Genomic DNA, 16763 nt, shown 5'->3' with positions numbered 1-16763 from the left:
TTCTTGACGGGATGTTTTCGGAACGAGATCTCTCCGGCCGATCGAGTTTTGAGCGAACCGTGAAAGTTTGAAGTGAAATAAATTTACGTGAATACGGTCATGTGTGTTGTAAGTGGTTGGACTGCTGGGAATTCCGTGGAATCTTGTTCGGGTGTTGCCTTGGCCTCGGGGGTGACAGGGGGAGGACAGGACGGTTTGCTTTTGGGTATCTTGACCGACCCTTTGCGGAGGGACCTGATCCGCCACCTCGCCGTCGACGAGGGATCGGGCCCTCGAAGGGAGAGACCGAGTCGAGGTCTTCGGCGGGCGAATGGCGCCCGGTGATGCTGGGGAGGTCGAGATGGTCGAGTGTGCTCGGTCGGCGTGGGGATTGGTGTTGGCGGCAGTCTGGGTGCTTTCGGCCTTGTCGGGATGCGAGAAGCCGGGGCCGCCGCCAGCCTCGGCTCCGGTGTCGTCGGCAACGCTCGCGGAGCGTGCGGCGGTCGACTCCGACCCCGAGGCTTTCGGAAAGCTCAAGGGCGAGCTCGGGCAGATCATCGACGACGCCTCGAGCCGCTATCATCCGATCGTCTATCACTACGACGAGGACCTCCTCGCCAAGATGGACCGGGTCGCCGCCCACCTGCAAGGGGACGCGAAGCCGGCCGCAGGTGCCGGTGCCGAGGCCGTCCGCCATTTTCCCGAGATTGATGCGAAGGAGGAGGACGACCACTTCCGCGAGACGATCCGACGGTGGAGCGAGAAGACGGGGAAGGATTTCCGGGCCGCGATCGACGGGCTCAAGCGCGACCTCGCGGCGGTCGACAAGTCGAAGCCGTTCCACCCGGAGTTCCACAAGGCATTCTCGGCGGTCTTCGACGACTTCATCGCGATCGAGGTCGCCGAGATCCGCGAGAGGCGCAACCGCGTGATCCACGCCCGGACTCGCGAGCAGCTCGATCCCTTCCGTTCGTCCCGCCCGCTGATCGTCGAGTATTTCGAGGGGACGATCGCCGGCCCGCCCTACCAGGAGCCTCCCGCTCCGGCCGGTCGTGTCGAAGGCGTGAGCCCCCGGTAAAGCATTGGAGAAGAAAGATTCTTTGTTTATTCATTTGTGATTGCTGACAAGGTCGTTTACGATCCGTGCCGGTGCCTTCGGACGCCGCTTAGGCGGCGTGGCATCGGAATTTTCATGAATCGTGATATGGAAAGAATTATGAATCTCGCTTCCCCCCGAGACCTCCGAGTCGGCCGCGGCCCGCGCGCCTTTCGGGGTTTCACCCTGATCGAGCTCCTGGTGGTCATCTCGATCATCGCCGTGCTGATCGCCCTGCTGCTCCCGGCCGTCCAGGCCGCCCGCGAGGCCGCCCGGCGGGCCCAGTGCTCCAACAACCTGAAGCAGATCGGGCTCGCCCTCCACAACTACCACGACAGCGTGGGGGCGTTCCCCAGCTCGTTCTGGCGGAAGGCCGCCGGCTCGAACGGGGTCGAGCGGCATAGCTGGATGACGATGATCCTGCCCTACATGGAGCAGACCAACGTCTACAACGCCGCGAACTTCATGGTCGGGATCCGAGGCGCGGGGGGCCAGACGCTCGCGCCGGGCGACGAGAACACCGTGGGGCGGATGAACGCCACCGCCTTGATGTCGGTGATCAATGCCTTCATGTGCCCGACCGACCCGGGCCCGACATTCTCGAACATCCCCCGACAGGACGCGGGCGTCGGCGACACCGGCAACTCCGGCCCGAAGCTCAGCTACCAGGGGAGCTGGGGCGATAATTACTACACCGACGCGGACACCAACGCCTTCTCCTGGCCGAACCAGCCCTTCCTCCGCGGCAACAACTACGGCAGCGGCGGATCGCTCACCGGCTTCATGAACCGCTACGGCGACACGACCTCGATCCGAGACGCCACGGACGGCCTGAGCAACACGTTCATCGCCGGCGAGTCGCTCTACGAGTCGTGCGACTTCTTCACCTGGGCCAACCCCAACGGGACCGTCTCGGGGAGCATGGTGCCGATCAACTGGAAGATCACCGACCACAAGACGGTCGACGACGCCACCGCGATCGACCCCGCCTTCTTCCACAGCAGCGGCAACTGGCTCGTCGGCTTCGGCTTCCGGAGCGCCCACCCGGGCGTCTGCCAGATGCTCTTCGCCGACGGCCACGTCGTCGCGATCAAGGAGACGATCAATCGGGTCACCTGGCGGAACATCAGCACCCGGAACCAGGGTGAGATCGTCAGCGCCGACCAGTATTGATCGGTCGATCCCTCCCCCGCCCTTCCTGTTCTCCGGGGCCGCCCGTCCTCGCGCGTTGAGGGGGGCGGTCCCTCCCCCTTTGAGGACCGAGCGTCGATGCCGAGAAGTATTCCCCCCAGCTCCCTCGCACTCCTGGCGGCCGTCGCGGCGGCCCTGTTCCACGGATGTGGAGGGCGTACCGACATCCCGCCGATGGGGAAGGTCGCCGGGACGGTCACCTATCAAGGAAAGCCGCTCGGGACGGGCATGGTCGTGTTCAGCCCGCTCCTGGAGTCCGAGGCCAGGACCGGCCAGCTCGCCACCGGCGTCATCGGCAAGGACGGGTCATATCGCCTGACGACCTTCGACGACGGCGACGGGGCGCTCGTCGGCGAGCATCTCGTGACGGTCAAGGCGGTCGAGACCGTCCGCACCGCGAAGCCGAACCCCAAGGACAACGAGCAGATCCGCACGCGAGGGCCGGACGGTACGCTGTCTTACGTTTTCATGAAATCGCTGATCCCCAAGAAGTTCTCCAACCCGAACCTGACCAAGCTCCGATGCAAGGTCGCGCCGGGCCAGCAGGAATACAACATCAACCTGGACGATTAGGCCCTTGAGGGCCGGGGCGGATCCGAACGATGTCGACCCCCGAGTCCGTCGGCCCGGCCCAGATCATTCGGCCGACGTCGCGGCGAATCGAGATCCTGAGTGGGTTGGCCCTGCTCCTGGCGGCGACCCTGCTGGGAGCCGGGTCGTTCGCGTGGTGGAGGGGCCGGCCGGAGCGATATCTGGCCGAGGCGCGTCGTCAGCTCGACTCGGGCGACCCCGAAGGGGCGCTCGCCTGGCTGCCGCTCCCCGAGTCGGTCGCCTCGACCCGGGACCCCGCCCTGCTCCTCCGGGCCAGGGTGGCGCTCGAGCGCCAGAGGCCCCGCGAGGCGATCGCCCCCATCGACCGGGTCGACCCCTCGGGCCCCTGGGCGGTCGACGCCGACTTCTGGAAGGGCCGGACCCTCTACGCCGCGAAGGACCCGAAGCTCGCGATCGCCTGGTTCCGCCGCGTCCTCAAGCGCCGTCCCGACGACCTCGAGGCCAGGCGTTGGCTGGCGGCGGCGTCGTACGACCTGGGCGACTGGAAGTCGGCCGTCGCTACGCTCCGGGTTGTCACCCGTCGGGAGCCCGGCGACGCCCGTGCCTGGAGGACCCTCGGGACCCTCTACCTGGAGGAGAACGAGCTGACCCCCGCGCGTGAGGCCTTCGAGGCCTCGCTCCGATCCGCCCCCGATCAACCCCAGGTCCACCTCGACCTGGCCAAGACCCTGGTGAAGCTGGGCCGGTTCGCCGACGCTGCCCGACCCCTCGCGGCGTGTCAAGGAAAGGTCGCCGAGGGCGACCGTCTCGACCTGGAAGTCCAATCTCTCCGCGGACAAGGCGAACAGAGGAGAGCTTGGACGCTGTTGGACGCTGCGGTGGACGTTTTTCCGTCCCACTCCGGCCTGCGTTCACAGCATGCCCTGATGTCCCGGTCGCAGGGCCGGCCGGCCGTCGCGCTCGAGTCCATCGACCTCGCCTTGGCCGGCGACCCGAACAACGCCCAGGCCCTTTACCTGCGCGGGCTGATCCTCAGGGACCTCGGCCGGGTCGACGAATCCGACCGCGACCTGGCCCGGTCTACGGAGATCAACCGGCAGACGGCCGAGATGGCCGACCTCAACACGCAGGCCAACGACCATCCCGACGACCCCGATGTCCGCTGCCGGCTCGGGCAGGTCTGCGTCCGGTTGGGCAAACCCAAACTGGCCGCCTTCTGGTATCGGGCGGCCTTGGCCTGCGACCCCAAGCACGCCGAGGCGAAGGTCGGCCTGAACGTCCTGGACGCGCGCTGACGAATCCGAGATCAACGGGTGCCTGGTGCGGTGCGGTCGATGTCGTGTCGGCTGCTCCGGGACTGGCCCTGATTGCGGTTGAACACCGGCAGGGAGGTCGTCACGCCCAGGGCCCAGGAGGTCGCGTCCCGGGTGCCGAACGGCGGCTGGCTTTGGAGGGCGTAGGGCTGGTAGAGCAGGTAGACGTCCTCGAACCGGCCCCCTTTGGCGAGCGGCCGGGGCTCCGCTTGCGGTCGGCCGAGTTTTCTCGACACGTCTCTCGGGCGAGGATCGAGGGGGATGTCTTTGATCTCCACCACCTCAAACGGACGGGACTGGACTCGATACTCGCGGATTTGGTCCGGCGGCACCTGGAACTCGACGTCGAGGAGGCTGAGGATCTCGCCCCCGGCTCCGGACGAGTAGACGGGAGGATGCACCGTGTCGTCGCGGTCGACCGCCACGACGCGGGAATCGCGGCCGACAATGTTTTGGGCGACCGCGATCGTGGTCCCGCCTCGATAAGCGCGGGCTTTGCCGAAATAATATTTCTTGTCGTTGTGAACATAAGAACGGCCTCCGGTGCCGACGTCGGATTGCTCGGTCGTCCATGGGCCGGCGGAGACGCGAACCTGGACCGCGAAAGTCCCTAAGTCCGTGGGTGTGAACGAGGCGACGTACATCTCCAGCCCGGGCACGTGCCGGCCCCCCTTCTTCGCCGTAACGCCCCAGGATCGTCCGTTGTGCGATGGTGACCACTTGAGGGTGGCGCCTTCGGGCAAGCCTGTGATTCGGACCAGGACCTCTCGGGCGGTGCCGTCGTTGGCCCGGAACGGGCGGGGCTCCGAGGGGTCGACGGGCGCCTCGTCGAGGGGCGAGCCGTCGGGCGTCCACCAGGTCTTCGGGCCCGAGGGGTGGGTCGAGATTCCGACGACTTCGACCGTCGTGCCGTCGGGGGTCTTCGCCTGGTAAGGGTTGTCGCGCCGATCGTGTTTCGAGGGGGACGGCGAGGCCGCAGGTCCCGGGGGCGCGGATCGCGCGGCCACTCCGATGCCGCACGCGAGGAGGCCGAGCAATGCCGCGCCGGCTGCGGCCGACTTCAGTTTCTCGAGCATCATGGTCCTCAAGACTCCTTCGGAGAGTGCAGCGACCGTCGCCGAGACCGAGACCGAGACCGAGACTGAGGCGGTCGAGGTCGCGCCCGCTGCCTGGCGGACCGCCGCCTTCACCGTGGCCTCTGCCCAAAGATCCGTGACGGCCGCCGAGGTCGACTCCGGGGCCAGGGCATTGGCCAGGAGGGCGGCGGCCGGTCCCAGGCCTCGTCGGACGAGGCGGGCGCGGAGTCGCTCTCGGCCCCGCGCCAGGCGGCTCTGGACGGTCCGGGGCGGGCATCCGATCCGCTGGGCCGCTTGCTCGTGGCTCAGCCCCTCGAAGTGGCAGAGGACGATCGCCAGGCGGAACTTCTCGGGGAGTCGGCCGAGCTCCTCGTGGAGCTCCGGCCAGGATTCGGGAGGTCTTTCGGGAGCGTCGAGTCTCGGCGAGGCCCCCGCGCCCCGGCGTTCCCTCGCCCGCTGCCGGGCGGCGTCGACCTTCGCCCGGGCCGCCACGCGAGACGCGACGCCGTGCAGCCAGCCGGCGACCGAACCCGACTTCCGGATCGATTCGGCCTTGCGTGCGAGCACCAGGAACGTAGCCTGCGACGCGTCCTCGGCGTCGTGGGGGTTGCCCAGGATCTGCCGGCAGGTCCGCCTGACCATCGCCCCGTGACGGCCCAATAACGCCGCGAATGCCCCTTCGGCGGCCTCTTCGGGGCCGTTGACGAATCGTTCGAGCAGTTGACCGTCCGACAGGCCGGCGACCGTGCCGCTTCGATACAGGGTCGCGAGGTCTTTCAAGACGGTCGGCGACGATCCACCGGCCATGACCCAATCTCCTCGTCTTTGTCCGACTTCCAGGGAGAGTGCCCGCTGCGCCGGCGGAACGCCCCAAGTTTTTCAGCGGCCGTCACGGATTCTGCCTCCTGACCGGGCTCTCGCCGGAGGATTTCTTCCCCACAAAGGCACGAAGACACAAAGGGAGGGACCATTCTTGAGAGGACGAGCATCCTTCGGAGCTCATTTCTGTCTTTGTGGGGAATCTCCCTCGAGTCAAACGGAGAGATTCCGCGAGAATTCTTCCCCGCCGGAGATGTCCGGGGGTTATGCCGCCGTTGAGTGCGTGGGATAATCGACGGACGGCCCGTAGATAGGATTCGGCCCCGCTTCAACAAGTCGGGAGGAGCATGGCTGAGATCCCCACCGCCGCCTGGTCGCGGATCAACGGCATCGCCGATCGCTTCGGACGGGCCTGGAAGGCCGGGCTAAGGCCTCGCCTCGAGGACTATCTCGCCGAGGCCGATCCGGAATCGCGGCCCCACCTGCTCGAGGAGTTGCTCCGCGTCGAGAGTGAGCTGCGCCGGCAGGAGGGCGAGGAGCCAGGCTCCGAGGAGTATACGCTCCAGTTTCCCCCGGATTCTGAGGTGACTCAGGCCGTTTTCAGCTCCGAGCACACCCGGACCGACTCCGAGAACGGACCCTCCGGTTCGACGACGATTGGATACGTCGGGACCGGCAGCGAACCCGGAGTCGACGGCGACCAGCCGTCCGGCACGTTCGTCCGCTCCCTCGGCGACTACGAGATCCAGGCCGAGATCGGCCGAGGCGGCATGGGGGTCGTCTACAAGGCACGCCAGATCCGCCTCAACCGGCCGGTCGCGCTCAAGATGATCCGAACGGTCGCGTTGGCCTCCGACGACGAGGTCCGCCGATTCCGCAACGAGGCGGAGGCGGTCGCCCGGCTCGACCATCCCCACATCGTCCCCGTCTACGAGGTGGGCGAGCACGACGGCCAGCGCTACTTCTCGATGAAGCTCGTCGTCGGCCCATCGCTTCAAGCGTCACTCGGCCACTTCAGGTCCGACCCCAAGGCGGCCGCCCGGCTGATGGTCGCCGTCGCCGAGGCCATCCACCACGCGCATCAGCGTGGCATCCTCCACCGCGACCTCAAGCCGTCCAACATCCTCCTGGACGAGCTGGGCCGGCCCCACGTCACCGACTTCGGCCTGGCCAAGCGGGTCGAAGCCGAAGAGGACCTGACGCTCTCCGGGGCCGTCGTCGGCACGCCGGCCTATATGGCGCCCGAGCAGGCCTGGGGCAAGCGTCGGCTGGTGACGACCCTGAGCGACGTCTATGGGCTGGGGGCGGTCCTGTATACCCTCTTGACCGGCGGGGCGCCGTTCGGTGGCGAGACGGTCCTGGAGACTCTGGACCTGGTACGTCGGGAGCCTCCGGCGCCGCCGTCGCGGATCAACCCCAAGGTCGCGCGGGACCTGGAGGTGATCTGCCTGAAGTGCCTGGAGAAGGACCCGACCGAGCGGTACCCCACCGCAAGCGCGCTGGCCGAAGACCTGAGCCGGTTCGTCGCCGGCGAGCCGGTGAGCGTACGGGCACCCGGCGTGCTCGAGAGGGGGGCCAAATGGGCCCGGCGGAAGCCGACGCTGGCCGCCGCGTACCTGCTCGGGTCGCTGGTGGTGCTGCTCGGCGGATTGGGGGGGACAGCCCTCTGGCAATGGCGCGCCGCGGAGCGCGAGAGGGCTTCCGCGGACACCGCGCGGCGCGAGGCGGTCATCGCCCGGGACGCGGAGACGAAAGCTCGGGAGCAACTGGCCGTCGTCGAATACGGGCGGACCATCGAGGTGGCCCACCAGAAGTGGCGAAATAACAAGGTCGCTGCCGCCTTGACCTTGCTCGGCAACACCCGGGCCGACCTCCGTGGCTGGGAATGGCGGTACGTCCACCGCCTCTGCCATTCCGACCTGCTCACCCTCAATGGGCACACCGAGGCCGTCTTTTCGGCGACATTCAGCCCCGACGGTTCGCGGCTCCTCACCGCATCGGGTGACGCCACCGCGAAGATCTGGGACGGACGAACCGGTGCCGAGGTCGTTGCCCTCAAGGGGCATGTCGCCGAGGTCAGGGCCGCGTCATTCAGCCCCGACGGTACGCGGGTCGTCACCGGGAGTTCGGACGGGACGGCGAAGATCTGGGATGCGCGGAGTGGAGCAGAGCTCCTGACCCTCAAGGGACACACGTCGAGTATTTGGTCGGCGTCGATCAGTCCCGATGGGTCGCGGGTCCTGACCGCGAGTCGGGACGGGACCGTGAAGGTATGGGACGCCAAGACCGGCGTTGCGCTCCTCTCTCTCGACGTCCATACCTTCGAATTCGCGTGGGCCTCGTTCAGCCCTGATGGTTCGCGGATCCTCACCGGCTCCGACGACGCGACGGCGAAGGTCTGGGACGTGAAGACCGGCGCTAAGCTCCTCACGCTCAAGGGGCATCTCGATTACGTCTATGCCGCGTCGTTCAGCCCTGACGGCTCCCGGATCGTCACCGCGAGTCGGGACGGGAGGACGAAGATGTGGGACGCCGGGACCGGAGCCGAACTCCTCACGCTCGGGGAGCGCGCGGGACACCTCTATGCGGCGTCGTTCAGCCCCGACGGCTCGCGGGTCCTTACCGCCTCGGGCGATGCGACGGCGAAGGTCTGGGACGCGAAGACCGGCGCCGAGCTCTTGACCCTCAAAGGGCACACTGCGAGCGTCTGGTCGGCGTCATTCAGCCCCGACGGAGCTCGGATCATTACCGGGAGCGCCGACAAGACGGCGAAGGTCTGGGATGCCCGGAGCGGCACCGAGGTCCGGATTCTCGAAGGGCACAACCGCCGCGTCGTGGCTTCGGCGTCGTTCAGCCCCGACAGTGCACGGGTCGTTACCGCGAGTTGGGACCACACGGCGAAGGTCTGGGATGCCCAGAGTGGTGCGGAGCTCCTCACTCTCCACGGGCACACCGGTCACGTCGAGTCGGCCGCGTTCAGCCCGGACGGGTCGCGAATCGTGACCGCGAGTCGCGACGGGACGGCGAAAGTCTGGGACGTCCGAAATGGCTCCGAGCTCCTGACCCTCGAGGGGCAGACTGGTCAGGTCGAGTCGGCGACATTCAGCCCCGACGGCTTGCGGGTCGTCACCGCGAGTGGTGATATGATGGCGAAGGTCTGGGACGCAAAAACCGGCGCCAAGCTCCTCACGCTCAAGGGGCACGACGGTCATGTCGAGTCGGTGTCGTTCAGCCCCGATGGTGCGCGAATCCTGACCGCGAGCCGGGACAAGATGGCGAAGGTCTGGGATGCGCGGAGTGGAGCGGAGCTCCTGACCCTCAAAGGACACACCATTCAGGTCACCTTCGCGTCCTTCAGCCCGGACGGGTCACGGATTGTGACGGGCGGGGGTTGGGACAGGACGGCGAAGGTCTGGGACGCGTGGAGTGGGACCGAGCTCTTCACTCTCACGGGGCACACCAGTTATGTCGGATGGGCGTCGTTCAGCCCGGACGGCACACGTGTGGTGACCATCGATGACGATGCGGCGAAGCTGTGGGACGCGCGGAGTGGAGCGGAACTCCTCACCCTCCAGGCGCACCCCTACGGCGTCAACTCGGCAACGTTCAGCCCCGATGGCTCGCGGATCGTGACCGGCGGCAATGACGGGATGGCGAAGGTGTGGGACGCGGCGCCTTTCCAGCCCCGGGAGCCCGCCCGGCGGCAATAGATTGCTAAATTGATAGTTTTTATATGGATTAATTGGAAAATAAAAATACTTGGATTCTATTGATGTGTTAAGTGTGTGTAGGCGTCTCCGACGCCGGCCTGGAACTCGCACGTCCGCTGAGATATCCGTGAGCCGTCGAATCGAGCTGTTCGATACGATCGAGTTGCTCACTCCATGCGAATCGAAACCGCCAACAAAGAGACACAAACCCAGATCGTACCAAGAAGCTGACCGCCCCGGTCGATCCAACTCGGCTCTGGCTGCCAACGACCGCTGGCCCAGGCGGTTACCCATAACAGAAAGATCGCCGCTCCGACATCGCGACCGGGGTTGGTCGGCATCCTGGAAAGCTCCCGGATGACGTTGGCATAGCTCGACGCCAGGCTTCCGGAAGAACGATTGATCAGAAGGTGGCTGCCCTCGACAGTCCCAAGGCAGATGACCTTCCAGGCGAATCCGAAGACCACCGCGACACAGGCCAGGAATCCCGGCCGGTACCACAAGCGTCGCCGGGGAGGCTGGGAATCGCAAAGTTGCAGGAGGAGGATCGCCGCCGTCCACCAGATCAGGAGTATGGACAGAGGCGGTATCGAGAGGATCCCCATGAACCATAGCTTGTATAACACCGATGCCGGCCCTGCCCGCCGGAAGTTGGTCCAGTTGTTGAGGACCGCCGAGAGCTGGGAGCGACCCGTGGCCAGGCCGAGCCCCGTCGCCGTCACAAGGATGAGGGAATCACGAATTCGGAAGGGACGGATGACCCCTGGCCGCATCAGAAGAACTCTCGAGTTCCGGGTCAGGTCATTTTCGCCTTGGGAGGATTCGACGATCGGCCGGATCGGCTTGGGTGAGCCTTCACCACAAAGGAGTTCGGTGGGAGATCCGGAGGGTGCTTCGTCTTTTCGGGATGGCCCCCTTTGTGTCTTCGTGCCTTTGTGGTGAAGAAATCCTCCGGTAGCCGCCCGGTCGATATCCGCGAGGGGTGCCAAACAAACGGGTTTCTCAAGGCTTCTTGGTGCGGAAGACGAGCAGGTAGGGCACGGCCGAGCGGCCGTCGAGGTCCTTGAAGTTGCGGAACTTCGAGGTGTTGCACCAGAGGGCATAGGTCTTCCCGGGCTCGAGCTCGACCGGCAGGAGGCAGGTCCGCGTCCCCTTCGCGTATCGGGGCTTGCCGCTGAGCTTGGGAAAGGCCTCGGCGGAGTTCTGGACGACGGACCAGCTCCCGTCCTCCATCTCGCGGCTGAACGTGATCCGGATCTCGGAGAGTTTGGGGTCGACCTCGGTGTCGGCGATCGCCGGGACGGTCTTGATGACGAGCGGGGGGTAGTCCTGGAATACGTCCGGCGCGCCGGTCGCGTCCGACGGCTCCGCGGCGGTTTCCGTCTGCGTCTCCTCTTTCAAAGCGACCGCGGGGGTGGCCGAGGTCCTGGGGGTGGCCGGGGTCCTTGAGGTAGTCGGGGTCGCGGGGGTGGCTGGAGTTGCGGGGATGGCCCTTGTCGCGGGGATGGCTGGGGTCGCGGGCGGAATGTCGGTGGAGGGAATCGAGGGCCGGCTCCCGGATCCTTGGGCCGCGAACGCGGCCGCGGCGAGGAGGGGGATGGCGAGGAACGAGGCGGAGAGTCCGATCTTTGACAAGACCATGGTCCTGATGACTCCTGCGACCAACGTTTCGACGCCGGCCGGGACCGTCCCGGCGAGCGTCCGGCCCGCCGCGAGTCGCGTCGCGGCCCGGGCCGTGGAAAGGGTTAGGGATTCGGGCCAGGCCGATCGGGCGGTCCCGGGCGTCAGCGTCAGGACTGAGGCCAATGCGGGCACGCTCGGGGCGAGCCCTCGGCGCGTCAGGCGTGAGCGCAGCAGGTCTTTGCCGCGGGCCAGGCGACTGCGGACCGTGCCGACCGGGCAGGCGAGCCGCTCGGCGGCCTCGTCGTGGGTCAGCCCTTCGAGGTAGCAGAGGATGACGGCCGAACGATAGTGGTGGGGGAGGCCCCGGAGCTCGGCGTCGATCACCTCACGCACGTCGTCCCGGGGGGACGGGCCATGCGCCACGATGTCGGGCAGCTCGACGTTGTTACGCTCACGCTCGCGACGCTTCAGCACGACGCCTCGGGCGCGCCTGGCGACGAGGACGGTGACCCCGTGGAGCCAGGGGGCGAGGGAGTCGTCGACCCGGACCGTGGCCGCCCGGCGGGCCAGGACGAGGAAGGCGGCCTGGAAGGCCTCGCCCGCGTCGGCCTCGTTGTGCAAGAGCCGTCGGCAGACGCCCCAGACCATCGGGCCATGCCGGCCGACCAGGGTGGTGAACGCGAATTCGGCCGTCTCGTCGCGTCGGTCGACGAACCGGTCCAGCAGTTGCCGGTCCGTCAGCCCCGAGGCCGCCCCTCCTCGAAAGAGCACCTCGAAGCCTCGCGACAGCCCCTCCGCCTGCTTGCTCGCCATCTCGACAGGTCCTCTCGACGTGGCTCGTCCAGGACCTTTATGCCGACAGCGTGGCGAAGCAATCCAGGATTTTCTTCAACGACCCAATATCGGGCGAGAATCTGCCACGGATGGAAGAGGAAACCTTTTAGCCACGGATGAAACACGGAAAAGATGAAGAAAGAGGACAATCAACAGATGGCGCGGATAGATGCTGACAACCAATTCAATAAACTAGTGTGTTTTATTGTGTTTCCAATCTGTGTCCATCTGCGCCATCTGTTGACGAATTCTTCGATCCCTTGATTTATCCGTGTTCCATCGGCGTTTCATCCATGGCTAAAAAATCTTTGGCCCAATCTGTGGCGGATCCTAGCTCGATGTTCGGTCATGGATTTTCTTCCGACTGTCCCGATCCCGCCCGGGGGCGGCACGAGCGGCGATCGCTCGTCGGTGGGATCGTGGGGACGTCGGGGCTCGGACGGGTCTTGGGCATCCTCCTCGTAAGGTTGCGAAGGCTCAGGTGGGAGACTTGAGCAGGCCGCGTCGTAGCGTCTCGCCGATCTGGGCCGGTCCATAGCCCCGCTCGACCATCAGGCAGGGGATGTTGTGCTGTTCGCAGAGGGGACGGAGCCGCTCGGGGACGTGGTGGCCTATGAAGCTCTTGAGGATCAGGATGAGGTCGACGCCCCGGTTGCGGACCCGCTGCTCGAGCGAGTCGAGCATTGCCGGTTTGGCATCTTCATACGGTTCCCAGTCGAGTCGATCGAATTCGAAGAGCCTCTGTAGCGTCCGGCGCACGTCTTCGCGGACACTGCCGCCGATCATCAGGGCCCGTAACCCTTGGGTGGCCGCGATCAGGTCTTCGTAGCGTTCCTGAAGGGTGTCGTCGTCCTTGGAGTCGATCTGCTTGATACGGTCGAGGTTACGTCGAAGGGCCCTCAGGCCGTTGCCGCCGGAGATGACCTCGCGGAAGGGCATCACGAGCTCGAGGAGCCTGGGGTCGGACGCGCCGAGCCCGTTGACGACGAGTTTTAGTTGCGCGAGGAATTCCTCGACGCCTTCATCGGGCAAGGCGGTCCGTGCCATCAGGGCCTTGAGCTCATCCATGGCCACCTGGCCCGAGGCGCGGGCCTGCTGCTGGCGTTCGAGCTCGCGGGCCTGCTGCTCGAGACGCTGCTGCTCCCAGTCTTTCGAGCGCCTGGCGGTCTCGGTCGCCTGCGCGAACTGCTCCTGGGCCTCGCCGACGTACGCCGCCCAGTCGGTGTGGAAGTCGTGCCGGAAGGCCTCGATGTACCCGGGCTCGTACTGCTTCGACAGGGTCTTGAGCTGGTGGAAGACCCGCTGCGAGAGCGCCTGGTTCTCTTCGGAGATCTCGCCGTCGTTGGCCGCCTGATGCATCCGGAATCGGCCGATCCAAATTTTTAATTGCGAGTATTGCTCGAGTTTGGATAGGACGCCGAAGTAGTTGAGACTGGCCTCGACCTCGCGGGCGAGGGCCTGGAATTGGCCGCCGGGGAAGTGGACCTCGGCGTCCCAGAGGAGCCGGTCTTCGGTCGAGAAGTGGTCGGCAAGTTGGGGTTGTAAACGATCGAGCTCTCGACGGAGGACCTGATAGTGATCCATCGTCGTGCGGAGCTCGCGACGAGCCTCGTCGGACTCGCGGACGACGAGCTCGAGCTCGGCTTGCGCCTCTTTGCGCTTTCGATCGATCTCGGCCTGGGCGTTGGAGATGAGGGACTCGGCGTCGGCGTCGGACTCGAGCGAGGATTTGAATTGCGCGAGTTTACGAATCAAATCTTTGAGATGATGTTCATCTGTGTCGGCTTGTTCGAGTTCGCGTAGGCGCGCGGGGCGGCTCTCGCGTAGGCGCTGGGCGGCGGCCCTCGCCCGCTGCTCGGCGGCGCGGAACAACTCGGCGGCCTGCTGGGTCTCGGCGCCTAACTTCTTGGCCCGGGTCTTTGCCTCGGCAAGTCGCACCAACTCGGCGAGCCGTTCAAGGGATGGCGTCATAGGGCGGATCTCTTCCTCAAAATTACATATCTTCCATCGATTGTCGGGCCCCCTGGAGAAGACGCCTTCGGAGTCCCCAAATCCTTCTCCAAAGATATCCTCCGGAACGAATCGTCTCTGTAAGAAAGGGCCTTCGCCTCGTGGGAAATTTGCGGATGGGAGGGGTTGGGGTGATTGGCGCCAGCGTTCGGATCGGCGATGTGACGCTGACCGTTCTGTGGGTAAGGGGTGAAATAATGGGTCAACCCAGGACTCCTGCGATTGGTGTGCCAAGGCAGAGGCGCAAGGGCCTGCCGAGCGAATCGGGGAGTTCGAGGGATGGGTCGATGCCGAGGAGGTGGTAGACGGTTGCGGCGATGTCGGCGGGAGAGACCGGATCCCGGGCGGGGTGGGCGGCCCATCGGTCGGAGGCGCCGAAGACGGTCCCCCCTCGGATCCCCGCGCCGGCCAGGACGGTGGAGAAGCAGTGCGGCCAGTGGTCGCGGCCGTCGCGCCCGGCCCCGGCCCCGCCGACGACCCCCTGCCCGACCCGGGGCGTCCGCCCGAATTCGCCGGTCCAGACGACGAGTGTTTCGTCCAGCAACCCTCGCGCGTCCAAGTCGTCGAGCAGCGCGACGAACGCTTGGTCGCTGGCGGGCATCAGCCGGGTTCTTAGATCGATAAAATTTCGGTTATGGGTATCCCAATACACACTAACGTTCGTCAATCCGTCGTTCTGCCAGAAGACGGTCGTGAGCGGGACCCCGGCCTCGACGAGGCGACGAGCCTGGAGGACCGCTTGGCCGTGCGGGTGGAGCCCGTACCGGGCCCGGAGCTTCGGGTCCTCGCGCTCGAGGTCGAAGGCTTCTAGCGCCCGACGCGTGGTGAGCATGTTGTACGCCCGGGCGTAGTGGGCATCGAGGGCCTGGACGTGCAGGCTTCGCTCCAGGTCCCTGGCCTGCGCCTCGACCAGTTTGAGGAGTCGCCGACGGTCTTCGAACCGGCCCGAGCCGACATCTTCGGGGAGGCGAAAGGCCCCGACGCGATAATCCGGCCGGCTCGGGTCGTCGTCGATGGTAAACGGGCTGAATGCCGGCCCGAGCCATCCAGCCCCCTGGCCGTGGCTCTCCTCGACGAATCGTGGGGCCCCTTCCGGGATGGTTGGGCGCATCTGGACGAACGGCGGTAGGCAACTCCGCTCTCGGCCGCGGTCGCGCCTCGCCAGGACGGCCCCGTAGTGCGGCCAGTCGTCCTCCATCAGGCCCCCGCCGACCGTCGGGATCGGGCGGCCTGTGAGCAACTCATGGGTGGCCGTCGTGTGGTTGACGTCCGCGTGGTGGACCGAGCGGATGATGGCCAGCCGATGGGCCTGGCGCGCGAGGCCCGGGAAATGCTCGGAGATGGCGATGCCCGGCACGTTCGTCGCAATCGGGCGGAACTCGCCCCTTACTTGCTCGGGGGCGTCGGGCTTGAGGTCCCAGGTGTCTTGCTGCGCCGGGCCACCCCACATAAACAGGATGACGCAGGATTTGGCCCGGCCGAAGGTGCTCGACGGCGAATCACCCGCCGATTGGCCCCGGGCTTTTAGCATCGAAGGGAGCCCCAGGCCGAATAGTCCGAGGCCGCCCGCGCGCAGAAATTCGCGTCGCGATCGCTCTCGGGCCATCCGCAATGAAGCACACCCTCGTGCACTTGGCATGACCGAATCCTTCTCCGATTCTTCAACTTCCGGTTTCTATCATACTCAGAGGTCCGAAAGAAAACAGGCGGATCGAGGCTGCAAGTTGCGAAAAAATGGCATGGATGTCATCGAGGAATTAAAATCGAAATAGTTGAGAATTCGATGGTCTTACCGAGTTCATCGTCGTCACGCCCAGCGAATTTTCGGCCTCCACGACCGACCCTCGGGTGAGGTCTCGGCCGAGGTGCCGCCCGGTCATGGCGACGCCTACGCGGCCGGTTGCCCTTCTCGAATCCCGCAACGCTCCATCCATGCGGGCCGCGATGGTTCGAGCCCAAGGACTTCACAGAAACCATCCGTGTTGGAGGGGGATGGTCCCGGGGCTCTGGTTCCGACAAAGCCCGGGTCTCACCCCACTCTGGTCGTTGCCGCCATTATTACGCACGCGCAAAGCGTTGGCGACCCCGGCACTGCCCTTTTTTTGCGGGACAATGGGCGGGTTCGGAACCTCGCGTGACCTCCGCTTCGGCCCTCGAAAGATTAGGATAAGTCTAGATGGTGGGTGGCGTCTAGTTGGTGGAGGAAATGCTACGCGGAAATGATAGTCAGATGGATATGCCGTCTTCACGAATATTTCAAGGGGGGGCGAATTGGCCGAAGAGTGCTGTCGTCCTGGATTGTAATTTAATGGGTTTCCTAGGCATTAGTTCGAGAGGTTCGCGTCGAAGCGAGACATCGCCTCTGCAAGGAGGACATCCGCAGGGGCGTCGCCGGATCTCAGCGAACGTTCGGTTCTAGGCTTGAACTGGGGGACGGAGGTCGTCGTAATCGAAGGGATGTGGGGACGACCCCACGCGTCGGTCGAGGCGTCTCGAGCGGCGTGCCTGAAGAACGAGCCGGGGACGACCCCGGAGCGACCGAATCGTTCGGTTCGCGAGG

At 65.8% G+C, this 16763-nt stretch carries 10 protein-coding genes; 5 read left to right on the top strand and 5 right to left on the bottom strand.

What is annotated here, in order from left to right; all coding sequences use genetic code 11:
- The first annotated feature begins 340 nt into the window (after positions 1-340).
- The 4 genes from ACYOEI_RS21815 to ACYOEI_RS21800 all read left to right on the top strand — a co-directional run bounded on the left by ACYOEI_RS21815 (position 341) and on the right by ACYOEI_RS21800 (position 4113).
- A complete protein-coding gene (locus tag ACYOEI_RS21815) occupies positions 341-1057 on the top strand; it encodes a hypothetical protein (RefSeq protein ID WP_462851686.1) in 717 nt (238 codons plus the stop codon).
- 138 nt (positions 1058-1195) lie between these two features.
- Positions 1196-2248 carry a DUF1559 family PulG-like putative transporter gene (locus ACYOEI_RS21810; protein WP_462851685.1) on the top strand — a complete coding sequence of 351 codons (1053 nt, stop codon included), beginning with the start codon at positions 1196-1198 and terminating at the stop codon, positions 2246-2248.
- Between the two features lie 96 nt (positions 2249-2344).
- A complete protein-coding gene (locus ACYOEI_RS21805) occupies positions 2345-2839 on the top strand; it encodes a hypothetical protein (RefSeq protein WP_462851684.1) in 495 nt (164 codons plus the stop codon).
- Positions 2840-2868: 29 nt separating this feature from the next.
- Entirely contained in the window at positions 2869-4113 is a 1245-nt protein-coding gene (locus ACYOEI_RS21800) for a tetratricopeptide repeat protein (RefSeq protein WP_462851683.1), read from the top strand.
- Positions 4114-4124: 11 nt separating this feature from the next.
- Here the strand turns inward: ACYOEI_RS21800 and ACYOEI_RS21795 are convergent, their stop codons facing one another.
- Positions 4125-6014: an RNA polymerase sigma factor gene (locus ACYOEI_RS21795; protein WP_462851682.1), complete on the bottom strand. Its 1890-nt coding sequence runs from the start codon at positions 6012-6014 to the stop codon at positions 4125-4127.
- Positions 6015-6373: 359 nt separating this feature from the next.
- Between ACYOEI_RS21795 and ACYOEI_RS21790 the strand changes: the two genes are divergently transcribed.
- Positions 6374-9736: a protein kinase domain-containing protein gene (locus ACYOEI_RS21790; protein ID WP_462851681.1), complete on the top strand. Its 3363-nt coding sequence runs from the start codon at positions 6374-6376 to the stop codon at positions 9734-9736.
- A 167-nt stretch (positions 9737-9903) separates the two neighbouring features.
- Here ACYOEI_RS21790 and ACYOEI_RS21785 read toward each other — a convergent pair whose 3' ends face one another.
- The 4 genes from ACYOEI_RS21785 to ACYOEI_RS21770 form a co-directional block, all read right to left on the bottom strand.
- Positions 9904-10509 carry a hypothetical protein gene (locus ACYOEI_RS21785; RefSeq protein WP_462851680.1) on the bottom strand — a complete coding sequence of 202 codons (606 nt, stop codon included), beginning with the start codon at positions 10507-10509 and terminating at the stop codon, positions 9904-9906.
- A gap of 229 nt (positions 10510-10738) precedes the next feature.
- Entirely contained in the window at positions 10739-12172 is a 1434-nt protein-coding gene (locus ACYOEI_RS21780; protein ID WP_462851679.1) for a sigma-70 family RNA polymerase sigma factor, read from the bottom strand.
- Between the two features lie 498 nt (positions 12173-12670).
- Positions 12671-14164: a hypothetical protein gene (locus ACYOEI_RS21775; protein ID WP_462851678.1), complete on the bottom strand. Its 1494-nt coding sequence runs from the start codon at positions 14162-14164 to the stop codon at positions 12671-12673.
- Positions 14165-14405: 241 nt separating this feature from the next.
- The gene (locus ACYOEI_RS21770) at positions 14406-15842 is read right to left on the bottom strand and encodes a DUF1501 domain-containing protein (protein WP_462851677.1); all 1437 of its coding nucleotides are present in this window, start codon (positions 15840-15842) and stop codon (positions 14406-14408) included.
- Between the last annotated feature and the right edge of the window lie 921 nt (positions 15843-16763).

This window comes from Singulisphaera rosea (assembly GCF_054877945.1).
This window is presented reverse-complemented; position numbering and strand designations above follow the sequence as displayed.